Source organism: Sphingobacterium sp. UDSM-2020, assembly GCF_016132525.1.
Taxonomy (GTDB): Bacteria; Bacteroidota; Bacteroidia; order Sphingobacteriales; family Sphingobacteriaceae; genus Sphingobacterium; species Sphingobacterium anhuiense.
On record NZ_CP066166.1, the window covers coordinates 132,061 to 146,250 of the forward strand.

The window sequence follows — 14,190 nt, forward strand, 5'->3', positions numbered from 1 at the left end:
TTCTGAGGAATTGCTTTAATACCCTATAGTTTTGATGCCTCATTATTGCATCCTTTCAAATCCGACACTTGAAGAAAAATTAAAAGCGTTTTTTTTAAACTCCTCCCTTATAATTAAAGCCAATTCACCTCAAGTACTTTTTAAAAGCACCACCATAACAAATATGAATAAATAGCTATAACCATATGTAATACCCAATAACAAATCGCCATTTCTATTAAGATTTTGTGTTTACGACATTTGTACCATTCAAAAATACAAATAAGAGAAGGATTAGTAACGAAAGGATAAGGATGGAAATAAAAGACAAAATAGTACTTCGAAAGAATAATCGTCTCCAACAAATTATATTTGTAACAATAGCTATCTCTTGCTGTATACCAGCACTCATCTCACCTCCTATAGCGCTCCTACTAGGAATAATTATTGCCCAAACAGTTGGGCATCCTTACCTCCATCTCAATCAAAAAGTAACACATATTTTATTACAGGCTTCTGTGGTGGGCTTAGGTTTTGGTATGCAAGTAGACAAAACGCTAGAAACAGGAAAAACAAGTTTTCTATTTACGTTGACCTTCCTCTCATTCACATTAATTATTGGTTATCTCCTTGGTAAACTTTTGAAAATAGAAAATAAAACATCTTTCCTAATAGCTGTCGGCACAGCTATTTGTGGTGGAAGCGCAATAGCGGCTATTTCTCCTGTTATCAGAGTACAAGAGAAACAACTTTCTATTGCATTAGGGACTATATTTACCCTTAATGCTGCTGCACTGTTTATATTTCCTGCAGTTGGACATGCGCTTGATCTTTCGCAACTTCAATTCGGAATATGGAGTGCTATCGCTATTCATGACACCAGCTCGGTAGTCGGCGCAGCCAATAAATATGGTCCTGAGGCATTAGCAATAGCAACAACAGCTAAATTAGGTAGAGCATTATGGATCATACCTGTTGCTTTTTTAGCAGCTTATTTGTTTAAAACCAATGGTCCAAAAGTAAAAATTCCGTGGTTTATAGGACTTTTTGTAGTAGCCATGTTGGCAAATAGTTATATACCAAGTATCCATAACTATCAGCATATCATTACTTCTTTTGCAAAAACAGGTTTAACACTAACTCTTTTTCTAATAGGTTGTGGACTAAGCCGTAAACTCATTATCGAGATGGGTATCAAACCATTACTTCAAGGAATAATACTTTGGGTCATCATTTCCCTGCTTTCTTTAGGGGCTGTACTTTACTTTTTTTAATTTTTTCCATCATAAATGACGAGAACAGTAAATCTAAATTTCTTAAAAAGGAACGCAGAAGATTATGTACGGTATAAGCATTGTTCAACTCTTTTCATTTATCGAAACAGCCTAAACCGATTCTTATCGATTATGCTTTTACCTGCCATTCCATTATTCAGTCAGTTCCCTTATACTGCTCAAAATCTTCACATATACCCATCGATACTATACAAATTATTGTCTAGTATTTTCGCGACATTTAGAAGATAAATAATTGTAAATTTTTATAAATACCATCTTTAGTTTAGTAAAACTTTTACATCAAAATAATCCGTAAAACAATTTAAAAATAACATGTTAAATTAAAACCATTTACAGATCAATATGTTATATATTTAAAGGATAGCAGTTATCATTTATTTAAAGCTATACCAAATCAGTCAACAACGAAAAACATCAATATTTAATTTTAAAGCTATGAGCAACACTGACTTAGATTCTGTACAAATGCCAGAGGGTTATCTTGAAAAAGTATACCTTTCGGCGCTAGAAATTGCACGAAGAGAAGGATTTATAGAAGGCGAACGACACCTAAGAGAAGCCTTAACGCAATTTCCGGAATACATCGATCAAGTATTAAGGAGGCTAAAACAGACTTGCTCCCTATAAACTGGAGATAAACTTTTAAAGAATTTAATTCCTAGTTGTAAACAGTAAAAATCATTCACTATGCGCGCTATTTGGACGGGAGCTATAGGATTTGGGCTCGTTAATATTCCAGTAAAATTATACAGTGCTACGGAAAGTAGCAGTCTAGATCTGGATATGCTCGATCGTAAAGACCAAGCTAATATTAAATTTAAAAGAGTAAACGAAAAAACCGGAAAAGAAGTTGTTTGGGAAAACATTGTGAAAGGATATTTTCTTAAAGATCATTATGTCATCTTAGAAGATGCTGACTTTGAAGAAGCGAGTCCAGAAAAAACAAAGATTATTGGCTTACATGCTTTTGTACAACTCAACGAAGTTGATAGCATCTATTTTGACACTCCTTATTACCTTGAACCTCAAAAAGGTGGCGAAAAAGCGTATCAATTACTCACAAAAGCACTTGAAAAGAGTAAAACTGCTGGACTTGGATCATTCGTCATGCGCAATGTTGAACACCTTGCCATAGTCAGACCCTACAAGGGCACATTATTGCTTAATAAGATCCGATATGAGCAAGAGATTAGGGCTATTTCTGAGTTAAAGTTGCCCACTACAATCAAAATTCAGAAGAATGAAATGGATATGGCTCTTCAACTCATAAAACAACATAGCAAACCATTTGACATCAGCAAATACAAGAATGAATATACTGAAGATCTGCTAAAAATAATCAAACAAAAAGATAAGGGAAAAAGAGCAACAATCAGAAAAATTAGTATAGACAATACGAAGGCCAGCGATCTACTCGCCAAGCTAAAAGCAAGTCTCGCATAAATGACCATATTTTACGAAAAGAACTTTTGAATAAAAAATACAGGTTATCTCAGCGTAAGAAACGTCTTATCAATAAATCATAATTTCACAAGCATTCTCAATCATCTATAAAAGACAATTTCTAGAATTAGGTAAAAAAGACTTATCTTACATCTGTTTATTGTTTGTGAATCAATAGGCCATAATTTTGGATTAAAGATCAAGCATCAAGCATTTTAAATAGATATTTTTAGGATTTACCCCAATTGATTTATTAAACATGATACATCTTGAATCTAGTTTTCATGAGATTACAGATACCATAGGCGGTACACATGACATCTTTAAAACTCTTTACTTCCCCACGGAAAAAAAAGTCAAAGCAACAATACTCATATTGCACGGCATGCAGGAACATAGTGGACGTTATGATGATTTTGCAAGATTTCTCGCAACAAACGGCTTTTTAGTAATGACCTATGATCATCTGGGACATGGTCGCTCCGTTAAAAATAAAGATGCATTAGGATTTATACAACGCGAAAATCCGGGAGTTAGATTAGTAGACGATGGTATTGAGATGGCAAAATTAATTGCAAAACAGTATCCCGATTTACCACATTTTATTATAGGACATTCTATGGGTTCTTTTATTACCCGTTGTGTTTTACAAGAAATTGGTGATCTATTCCATGGAGCCGTACTCATCGGTACAGGTACAATGGATAAATCAGCTGTTGTAGGAGAAAGACTACTCGCTTTATTGAACAAAATGTTTCCTAAAACCAGATCAAGTTTTATTAACTATTCATTTGGTGCATTTAATAATAAAAAATTTAAAAATGAACCTAACCAAAAAAATAGCAACTGGTTGAGTTTAGCAAAAGAAAACCGTGACCATTTTTTAGCTGATACACTATGTGGAATTCCATTTTCCAACAACGCTTTTTATGCGACTGCATATGTTGCCAATCGTGGTTCCGGTCCAAACTGGACGGATGGCATTCCAAATCAACTTCCATTTCTCTTAGAAAGCGGTGAAGAAGATCCTATAGGTAATTTTGGAAAAGGTGTTATTAAGACCGCTGAAGACCTTATTGATCACGGCAATCTGGATGTAAAATACCATCTGCATCCGATGATGCGTCATGAACTTCTCAATGAATCGATCAAAGAAAAGGTATACATCGAAATCTTACAATGGCTTGAAAGTAAATTGCCAAATAATATCAAGGATTAAGTATTAATGATCATTATTCCAAAAATAGAAAAGATTCAAAATTTCTACAGAATTAAAGTTTAAGATTACATGATTTAAAGTAATAGTACTTGCGATTTCAAACTAAATTAAAGTGCAATTCAAAAACGGATTTGCTCTTTTGACAATAGTAGATCACATATTTTCCAAGTTACTAGACATACTTTTCGTCCATTTTATACAAAATGTTACTGTTTAAATATTTGATATTTTAAGAGAATGCACTTGATACTTAATATATGAAAATTCTGATTATAGAAGATGAAAACGAACTGGCCGAAAGCATTGCAACATACTTATCTCATGAACAATATTTATGTGAATTTGCCTCTTCTTGTTCTGAAGCTTTGGATAAAATCCAATTGTATGATTATGCGTGTATATTATTAGATATAGGCCTACCCGATGGCAGTGGATTAACTGTATTAGAAAAACTTAAATTTCAGAACAAACAAGATGGTGTCATCATCATCTCGGCAAAAAACTCCGTAGATGACAAAATTAAAGGGCTTCAAATCGGTGCTGATGACTATTTGACAAAGCCCTTCCATCTGTCTGAATTAACTGCTCGTATATACTCTATCATTAGGAGAAAACAGTTCAACAACTCAAATATTATCAAGCAAAATGAATTAGAAATAGATCTTTTAGCCAAAACAGTTACTGTCAGTAAAGATCAAATTTTACTTACAAAAAAAGAATTTGATCTTCTTATGTATTTTGTTGGCAATAAAAATCGAGTGATTTCTAAAAGTACATTGGCAGAAAACCTTTCCGGCGATATTGCCGATATGCTTGACAATCATGATTTTATATATGCTCATGTGAAAAATTTAAAAAAGAAATTAACTGAAGCCGGTTGTGGATCTTATATTAAAACCGTTTATGGAACAGGCTATAAATGGGAAAATAATGATCAAAATATATCATGAAAGCACTATTGACTAAAACGACTAGACCATTTCTTATTTACGTATTGATTGTACTTGGTATAAGTGTTCCCGTTTATTATGTGATTATCGACAATATATGGAAAAGTGAACTGGATGAACATAATCAAATTATTACCGACCAAACAGCTTTTGAGCTAAACAGACTTAACCTTTCTGATAAAGAACTTTCAACTGGTATTGACCTATGGAACAAGATCCAACCAGGTACTAATATACAGCGTCCAAGACATGATGATGCATTAGATAACCGCATCTATACAATCGACAAACAAAAATCTTATGATAGGAAAGTTAACATAGATCGATTCAGATGTCTCTCAACGATCATCTACATAAAAAATAAGCCATATCGATTTACAATTGAAACCAATATTGAAGAATCACAAGAAACAATTGCTGCTATTGCGGCAACAACGCTATTTTTCTTTCTTATATTAGTAATAGGTCTTATCTATTTAACCAGAAAACTATCTCGCACCGTTTGGAGACCTTTTCAAGATTCAGTTGAAAAGCTTAAAACATTTAATCTTAACCATCAAACAAACATTACGTTTGCACCAACAGATACAGTTGAATTTTATGAATTGAATCAATCATTAAATAAATTGATTTCACAAAATATATCAGTTTACAAAAATCAAAAAGAATTTACCGAAAATGCTTCACATGAATTGCAAACACCTCTCGCAATTCTAAAAAATAAATTAGACATTTTATTACAAAATAAGGATTTGACGATAGATCAGTATGAAATAGCTGAAGATATGCATCGTGCACTCAGCAGAAGTGCACGGATTAATAGAAATCTTCTTTTACTTGCTAAAATTGACAACAGTCAATTTGATAATTCGGAGTATTTGATCTTAGACACTTTAGTGTTACAAACTATCGCAGCGCTACAAGAGCATGTTGAACAGAAAGATATAAATCTTGAATTGAATATACACGAGAATGTGCACGTCAATGGTAACAAAAGCCTAACAGAAATTTTAATTAACAACCTACTATTGAATGCTATACGCCACACTCCTACAAAAGGAATTATCGTAGTTACGTTAACTGACTCTCGATTTGAAATCGCAAATACAGGAGTTAAGCCACTGGACAGTGACAGTCTGTTTAAACGTTTCTCAAAACTCTCCAAAGAAACTAATGGCAGTGGATTAGGCTTAGCGATTGTTTCAGAGATCTGTCGACACCAAAACTGGGCAGTCCGTTATTTTTTTGAAAATAACATGCATATTTTTTCGCTTCACTTCTAAAATTCTAAAAGTCTTCTAAATTCATTAACAGCTTTGCTTATAAACTACTATAAGCGATGCAAATACGACGAAATTATATCATTATCTTATTTCTATTCTTGGTAAATTATACCGTGACATTTGCTCAGGTTACAAAAGTATCCTTATCAGGTATCATCAAAAATCACGGGGATAAAACAGTTCTTTCATATGTCAATATCCAGTTGCTAGACGAATCCGACAGCACTTTTATCGTAGGTACTGTCAGCAACCATGAAGGCCGATATATAATTGCCTCCATACCTCCGGGGCATTATATATTAAAATACTCTTATCTTGGCTATGATGATCTAAAAAAGGTACTTTTTGTTGGAAGCCTATCCCCTAATCTTGAAATTCCAATTGTAGAACTCACCGAAAAAAGTACCATACTGGAGGGTGTGCTTGTAACCGGAAGCAAAGCTGAAATCAGTAATAAATTAGAGAAGAAAATATATTCAGTTGCTAGCAACATTACACAAAGTGGGGGTTCAATCCTACAAAGTCTACAAAATTTACCAGGAATCACTGTTCAGGATAACAAAGTACAATTGCGAGGAAGTGATAAAATTACAATCTTAATCGATGGCAAACAAACAGCTCTAACGGGTTTTGGCAATCAATCTGGGTTGGACAATATACCTGCATCTGCTATTGAAAAAATAGAAATCATTAATAACCCTTCTTCAAAACACGATGCCAATGGACATGCTGGTATCATCAATATCATGATGAAAAAAAATGATCAATCGGGTTTTAATGGTAAAATTGGTTTCACAACTGGGATTGGATCTCTGTGGGAGAAAAAGAAAAACTTACCTGACATCAGACCACAATACACTTGGACTCCCAAAATTAATCCATCACTTTCTCTCAATTTTAAAAAAAATAAAGTTAACCTTTTTCTACAGGCAGACAACCTCTACACTAAAACGCTTAATAAAAATGAATTTGTCTCCAGAACCTACAATAACGCCACAGAGATCAACTCTCAACTCAAGCGTAATCGAAACACTAACTTTCTGAGTACAAAAACAGGACTTGATTGGTATATCAGCGATCGGCAGACACTAACCTTTTCAGGAATGTTTGGGAGTGAAAAAATTATTGACCATGGAGACCAACCATTCTTTAATAGCGCAACCAAGGAAAGATATCGTTTATGGCAATTTTTAGAAGATGAACTCAAAACAACTGTAATGGCGACTGCACAATATCAGTTCAAATTTAAAGAAGTCGGTCATTTACTCAATACCGATTTCAACTACACCTTTCATCGGGAGAATGAAAAATATTTTTATGACAACATCTTATCGACATCAAAAGGTACAGATGCCTTTAAATTATTATCAGACGAACAGGTATATGACTTCAATCTTGATTACATCAAACCTCTTAAGTATGGCCGTATTGAGACCGGTATAAAATTACGGCATAGAAGCATCCCTACCAATATGAAATTTATGCCTGGTATCTATTCCGTTATTGATAGTAATGCAGGCGGTTGGGCTAATTATAAAGAATTCATACCAGCAGTATATGGTAATTATGTTTTTGAGAATGAAAAATGGGAAGCAGAACTAGGACTTCGTATAGAATACGTCGATATAAATTATGATGTAAATCCTAATCACAACACTTATCAAAGTAGTGGCTACAATTACACACAGCCCTTTCCAAATGTTCGTTTGGCCTATAAATTAAATGCAACTAGTAAATTTTCCCTATTTTACAACCGCAGAGTTGACCGACCAAATGAAGTAGATATCCGAATATTTCCGAAATATGACGATGCGGAGATCATTAAGGTCGGTAATCCAGCGTTACGGCCACAATTTACCAATTCAATTGAATTGGGCTATAAGCACAATTGGATTAATAGTTATTTTTATAGTGCGCTTTATCATCGTTTTGCAACAGGGACGATTAGTCGTATTTCAAGTACAGCATCAGGTAATAATTGGATTTATGCTGTATTTCAAAATGCTGGAAGAAGTTATAATACAGGATTGGAAGCGATCTGGAATCAAAAAGTGTCAGAGTACTTTTCTTACAACATCAATGGTAACCTGTATCGAAATCAGTTCAATGCCTTTACCGTACAAAACCTGTACCCCATTCCAACAGTATTTAGTGCGGACAAGCAAATTGCGCTATCCGGTAACTTAAAATTGAACAACAACTTTAATTTTTCTTCTGGTTTTATTGTACAACTGAGCGCAGTATATTTAGGTCCAGATCTCGTCCCTCAAGGAAAAATTGCCTCTCGATTTTCTATCGATGCAGGATTAAAAAAAGCCATACAAAAAAGTAAAGGAGAAGTATTTTTTAATACGACCGATCTACTCAACACTTTAAAAAATAAAAGAACTATACAAGGCACTGATTTTCATTACACAAGTACTGACTATTACGAAACACAGGTTATTAGACTGGGTTACAGTTATAAATTTTAATTTTCATTTTGAATTGGACTCATGGCATCTAAATCATTTTTTCTTTTTTTATTATTACCGCTCTATACCTATTCTCAAACAACAATTGAACAATACAGTAGCAGTAATAAGATAGAAATTTCATATTCTAATCAAGATTCCATTCCTCTTGAATATCATATGTCAGATAAGCTCCATTATAAAAATTTTATTGTGCCAGCTGTATTTATCGGGTATGGTATAGCTAGCTTACATTTCGATGGATTAAAAAAAATCAATAGCTCTACAAGAGATGAAATTTTTGAACATCAGCCTCAAAATATGACTTTAGATAATTATGCGCAATATGCACCTGCAGTTATCGTTTATGGACTTAATACATTAGGAATAAAAGGTAAACATAACTTCAAAGACCGGACTATGATTTATTTTACATCTCAATTGATAGCTGCAGCTCTTGTTACACCTATCAAACACTTTGTCAAAGAAGAACGCCCAGATGGTTCTAATTCCCTCTCCTTTCCATCAGGCCACACCACTACAGCCTTCTCTTCAGCACAGTTTATGTATAGAGAATATCGAGACACAAATTTCTGGTTAAGTATTTCAGGATACCCTTTTGCAGTATTTACAGGAGTATATCGAACGATCAATGATAAACATTGGGTAGGTGATGTCGTTGCAGGAGCGGGATTTGGAATCTTATCAACAGAACTTGCTTATTGGTTACATCCTAAAATCAACAACTTGCTATTTGGAAGTAAAACCGCCCCATCGACTATGGTTATGCCCTACTATCAGGGTAAGAAAATTGGAATAAGCTATGTCAAGCAATTCTAAATTTTAGGAAAAAACAAAGATCGCTGTATATATAGCGATCCTTATTTGATTAGAGCTTTACTTATTTTTGATTTCTCACAAATGCTGTGAATTTATCTTTGTAATCCAAGAAAGTAAACTCTTCTAACAAGGTTGCATAATTACGTTTATCTATACAATTCGGATACAGCTTTTGTGCTGCAGATAGCTTTCCCTGATCCCAACTTAGTTCTTTGAGAATTCTTTTAATCGAAGCAACAGGAAAAGCGACCTTTCCACTTACAGTTCCGAGTACTTTAAGTTTATCGTCATCAAATCCATTCTGTCTCATTGCTTTAATCAGATCATTCAGCTCAACCTCAGTCATTCTCTCCAGATAATCACGATCGACAGGTTGATTTTTTATAAAATCCATCAATTTATTTTTACTATCTCCAAAAGCAAGTTGATCAGTTAAGGTCATATAGTTTCTTTTTTCCGGGCAATTAGGATAGGCCATTTTTGCAAAAGCAATCTTACCCTCATCCCAAGAAAACTTCTTAAGTACCTCTCTGATTTGATTCACCGAAAATGCAACCTGAGGAGCAGTCATACCAGCTATTTTCAATTTGTCATTATCGAATCCAGCTTGATCTATCGTTTTCAAAAAAGCATTAAACTCTGCATTCGTCATGTGTTCTCCATAATAATCATCACCACCAGATCCTGGATCAAACTCTCCCTCAATCATTTGCTTAGGGCGACCGTAAATAAATACATGTGCTGTACGCGAGTCAGGCATATCCTCTTCTGCAGGAAATAAAGCATACAAAGTCAAACTACGAGTTCTGTTACTTCTGGAAGCATTAGCCAAATAAGTCAAATCCAAAAAAGAACCTTCTTCATTAACCATTGAAATACCCCTTTTTAAAAGTGTCGATTTTTCTCTTCCGACAAAATCAACCTGAATATCGTAGCTATGGTCTTTCATGCGCTCCACTCTGATTTGTTTCGTGGGCCGTTCGTTATACTGAATTCCATTGATGTATAAGTAGAATGCTTCCCGATCCGAAAATACAGTTACATTTCCTCCTCGACTACTTCGATTTTGACCGTGAACAAGGCAAAAGCAAAACAAAAAAACAGCAATTAAATAAGATTTCTTTAACATAAAAAAGGATTGATGGTGTCTATATTCGACAGACATAAATATAAAAGGATTAACGCAAGTAACAATTTATTTTAATAAAGACGTTTTACTGAAATTCTACTAATTTTATAATAAAATCTCTCTCACAACTTTAAGGACATTCTAAAAATTATATTTAAGAAAACTCATCAATATTTCAAAATACTGATCAGTCATAGTTAAGAGCTATTAAAAAAATGCTTCCATCTTTTCTTTTTTATAATTTCATTTTTAATGAAATAAAACACTTTGTTTCACTATATTTGACATAAAGTAATAAAAATCATTTAGCATGAAACACTTTATATTGATGAGCGATGTGATTGGAAGCGGTCAAAAAAATCAAGCATTGCTGATGCAAAACTTTAAAGAAACAGTAAGTAAAATCAATCATGATTATGAAAACAATCTATTATCTCCGCTTACCATCACCCTAGGCGATGAATTTCAAGGTCTAACAAAGGATTTAGAAACAGCATTAAACATCATTATAGCGCTAGAAGAACAAATTATCATACAAGGATTTGATTTTCAATTGCGCTATGTGCTTATTTACGGTGATATTGAAACCAACATTAATAAGAGAATCGCCTATGAAATGTTAGGTGAAGGATTACGCGATGCACGTTACAAACTCAACAGTATGAAGTCCAATTCTCAAAGATTTTACATACAGATTGAAGATATTAATCTAGACTCTCTTCTAAACAATACATTTCTCATCTTCGAAAATATCATTGACAAATGGAATCCCGAGAAAGATTATGATTTAATCTCTGCATTTATTAAATTTAAAGATTATAAGATTGTTGCAGAAAAAATAAATAAAACAAGATCTCAGATTTGGAAACGTGAGAAAACTTTAAATATTTCATCTTATGAAGCAACTAAAACAATTTTAAAATCCATAAGTAAACTACCCCATGCCCTTCGTTTATAAAACAATAATTATCCTTTTTTCAGAAGTCATACTTAGTTTATTATTTTGGCTTTTCACACCTAAATCGGTCAATAACAAAAAGTTTGACCCTAAATCAACAGTAAAAGGTATTTTGGAACGTCTATTTATGACTTATAGTTTATGTCAAGGTTTTCCACATGTACTCACGCTCTTTGGTGCTTTAAAATTAGGAACGAGGCTTAAACGCGCGGATAAAGAAGACACTCCTGAAAACATCAAAAAAGAAGCGGCTTATAATGACTATTATTTGATCGGAAATTTAATTTCCGTAGCCCTAAGCATATTCTATTATACACTATTTAAGTAAAATGGATCATTGCACTGCCATCCAAATCTAAATAGAAAAAGAAAAAAATCACACAGTCGCCAGAGAACTTACTTTGCTAACATGAAGATAGGCATTTATATAAGCTTTTGGTGATTGCCCAACCACACTTTTGAAAGCCCGGTTAAAATTTGTCAAGCTATTAAATCCCACTTGATATGCAACGCCAGATATACGGTCCTTATGTTTCCCTGTCAGTAAGCTTTTGCAGGCATCATTAATTCTGATTTCATTAAGAAAGGTAACAAAAGTATTTCCGGTATGTTTTTTAAAATAACGGCAGAAAGCCTGAGGTGTCATATGTGCCTCATTTGCAACATCCTCTAAAGTAATCTGACTATTAAAATTTTGCATGATATAATTGATAATAGCATCAAACCGAACTCCTTCATTCGCATTAAGATCAGACGAATACACATCGGTACTTAATGGTAACAAATGAGGTGACATTTCTTTCAATTGGTTCAATAAGCTTAGTAACTGTAACAGCACATCCACACCGCTAGCATTGTGAAGTTGTAGCATTAGATTTGCAATTTCGACCGTATACCTGCCCGGTATCTGAAAGCCTTGTTTATTCTGATTTAAGAAAGAACGTAACACATGCATCTCTGGCAATTGGAATAAACCCGATAATATACCCGAAAGGTTAAAATATAATGAACATGCTTTCACTTTTAACCGATCTTTCATTGTGAAATATTCCGGATTGGATTTAAATACATGAGGGACATTTGCTCCAATTAGAAAAATATCTCCTGAACGAAAACTATGCATATTATTTCCAACCAGTAAAGTTCCTTCACCTTGTTCTACCCAAATAATTTCGTATTCATTATGATGATGCATATGCTGATAGAAATGTGGCAATTCAACTCTTTCCGATAGCATACTCTTACCATCAGGTATAAGCAAAGTAAATGGAAGTACTTTCATATTAATTGATCTTATTGGTGGTTTAGTTGGTGATTAAATTCCCTATTTACAATCACATGTTGCACATTATTCCTCTTTATAATTTCTATCGACTTATCACGTCACTAAACTAAAGAATAAAAAAAATGTATTGACAATGCTAAAAATAGCACTAAAAAACATGCAACATGTTTAATATATACCGTTGTTGAATAATGAACATATTTCCATTCTTCAAAACCACCATTTCGCTTTCACAAAAAGAAATCAGAATTTAAGCAGTCTTTCCCACATATCCATTTCTAAATCTGCTGCGGTATTCGCTCGGGCTGCATTTATATCTTTTTTTAAAGGCAGTAGCAAAATATTGAGAACTAGTAAAACCACAAGAATAACCAAGGTTGGTTACGTGTTCTTCCTCCTGATCAATCAGCATTTTTGCCGCAGTTTCCAATCTGATATTAATTAAATAATTGACAGGAGTCATATTTGTTAAATGCTTACAATATTTAGAAAGACTCGTTTTTCCAAGTCCACAGTGTTCTGCCATATCTTCAAGTGTCCATGATTTTTCAAAATCGGTACGCAAATGGTTTAAAAAGATTTCAACAGTTCTTAGATTATGTGTTAACGATTGGTCAAACTCAATATCACCCTTTTTAAAAAGACTTAATATTTCCAGCAGTAAGCTGTTGATTAAGATATTAAGCCTAGACTGCGGAATTTCTATTTCCGCATGATCCAGGCACTTCCCTATCTCAATAAAACATTCTTGTATTTTCTTATCCGATTGCCAAACCCTAACATCATTCTCACGTAAGATTTTTGTCAGATATTCTAAATCTTCTTTTGAAAGAATGATCCAGTCAGGCCACTTCCATTCTTGATGAGGCTGTCTCACACCAACATCAATAATAATCCAGTATTGTTTACCTATCGTTACGATCGGATTACCGACCTTATGCAATTGCCACGGTTTAGTTATGGTTAAGCTACCGGGGTGAAGATGAACAGTTTCATTTTCAGTAGAAAAATATAAACTACCAGACTCCATAAACGAAAATTCTATTCCTTCATTCCTATGCCAGTCCAATCCCCAGTTCTGATCAGTTTTAGCATCCCAATAACCCATACTATAAATTCCCGGCAAAATAGCATCTGGTAATTCCAGTCCTGGATAATCATATCGACTAAGACCTTTCATCTGCACAACCCCGTTCTTCGAAGCATGAATTAAAGGTTCACAACGATCAGGCTGATAGTAATCATAAAAATTCTTTACTTGCTTTTTTCTCATAAATTAATTCAATTGGCGTCGATCTTCTAATTTAATGATCATTTGACCATCATTCCAAAAATGCGACGATAATTTTACAC

The 14,190-nt window shown here is 33.8% G+C and carries 13 protein-coding genes; 10 read left to right on the plus strand and 3 right to left on the minus strand.

The window, feature by feature from the left end; genetic code table 11:
• Positions 1-293: 293 nt before the first annotated feature.
• The 8 genes from JAZ75_RS00650 (at position 294) to JAZ75_RS00685 (ending at position 9,465) form a co-directional block, all read left to right on the plus strand.
• Positions 294-1,253, plus strand: coding sequence for a YeiH family protein (locus tag JAZ75_RS00650; RefSeq protein ID WP_208699669.1), 960 nt, complete (start codon positions 294-296; stop codon positions 1,251-1,253).
• A 459-nt stretch (positions 1,254-1,712) separates the two neighbouring features.
• The gene (locus JAZ75_RS00655; protein ID WP_021190072.1) at positions 1,713-1,904 is read left to right on the plus strand and encodes a hypothetical protein; all 192 of its coding nucleotides are present in this window, start codon (positions 1,713-1,715) and stop codon (positions 1,902-1,904) included.
• A 60-nt stretch (positions 1,905-1,964) separates the two neighbouring features.
• Positions 1,965-2,720, plus strand: a complete 756-nt coding sequence (locus tag JAZ75_RS00660) for a Ku protein (RefSeq protein ID WP_021190073.1) — start codon at positions 1,965-1,967, stop codon at positions 2,718-2,720.
• A gap of 259 nt (positions 2,721-2,979) precedes the next feature.
• Positions 2,980-3,939: an alpha/beta fold hydrolase gene (locus JAZ75_RS00665; protein WP_208699671.1), complete on the plus strand. Its 960-nt coding sequence runs from the start codon at positions 2,980-2,982 to the stop codon at positions 3,937-3,939.
• 257 nt (positions 3,940-4,196) lie between these two features.
• A complete protein-coding gene (locus JAZ75_RS00670) occupies positions 4,197-4,889 on the plus strand; it encodes a response regulator transcription factor (RefSeq protein WP_208699673.1) in 693 nt (230 codons plus the stop codon).
• Positions 4,886-6,172: a sensor histidine kinase gene (locus JAZ75_RS00675; protein WP_208699675.1), complete on the plus strand. Its 1,287-nt coding sequence runs from the start codon at positions 4,886-4,888 to the stop codon at positions 6,170-6,172. Before JAZ75_RS00670 ends, JAZ75_RS00675 begins: the two co-directional genes overlap by 4 nt.
• 56 nt (positions 6,173-6,228) lie before the next feature.
• Entirely contained in the window at positions 6,229-8,646 is a 2,418-nt protein-coding gene (locus JAZ75_RS00680) for an outer membrane beta-barrel family protein (RefSeq protein ID WP_208699677.1), read from the plus strand.
• Positions 8,647-8,667: 21 nt separating this feature from the next.
• Complete coding sequence (locus tag JAZ75_RS00685) at positions 8,668-9,465, plus strand: phosphatase PAP2 family protein (protein ID WP_208699679.1); 798 nt, start codon at positions 8,668-8,670, stop codon at positions 9,463-9,465.
• 61 nt (positions 9,466-9,526) lie between these two features.
• On the opposite strand, the gene JAZ75_RS00690 is transcribed toward JAZ75_RS00685, so the two are convergent.
• On the minus strand, positions 9,527-10,594 hold the full coding sequence (locus JAZ75_RS00690) for a DUF4476 domain-containing protein (protein WP_208699681.1): 1,068 nt from the start codon (positions 10,592-10,594) through the stop codon (positions 9,527-9,529).
• A gap of 310 nt (positions 10,595-10,904) precedes the next feature.
• Between JAZ75_RS00690 and JAZ75_RS00695 the strand changes: the two genes are divergently transcribed.
• Together JAZ75_RS00695 and JAZ75_RS00700 are read left to right on the plus strand one after the other, a co-directional pair.
• Positions 10,905-11,552 (plus strand): SatD family protein, encoded by a 648-nt coding sequence (locus tag JAZ75_RS00695; RefSeq protein WP_208699683.1) that lies wholly within the window; start codon positions 10,905-10,907, stop codon positions 11,550-11,552.
• On the plus strand, positions 11,536-11,880 hold the full coding sequence (locus tag JAZ75_RS00700) for a hypothetical protein (protein WP_183912350.1): 345 nt from the start codon (positions 11,536-11,538) through the stop codon (positions 11,878-11,880). The genes JAZ75_RS00695 and JAZ75_RS00700 overlap by 17 nt, the downstream gene beginning before the upstream one ends.
• Before the next feature lie 48 nt (positions 11,881-11,928).
• Here the strand turns inward: JAZ75_RS00700 and JAZ75_RS00705 are convergent, their stop codons facing one another.
• Positions 11,929-12,834, minus strand: a complete 906-nt coding sequence (locus tag JAZ75_RS00705) for an AraC family transcriptional regulator (protein WP_208699685.1) — start codon at positions 12,832-12,834, stop codon at positions 11,929-11,931.
• Positions 12,835-13,087: 253 nt separating this feature from the next.
• Positions 13,088-14,110 carry an AraC family transcriptional regulator gene (locus tag JAZ75_RS00710; RefSeq protein WP_183912346.1) on the minus strand — a complete coding sequence of 341 codons (1,023 nt, stop codon included), beginning with the start codon at positions 14,108-14,110 and terminating at the stop codon, positions 13,088-13,090.
• Between the last annotated feature and the right edge of the window lie 80 nt (positions 14,111-14,190).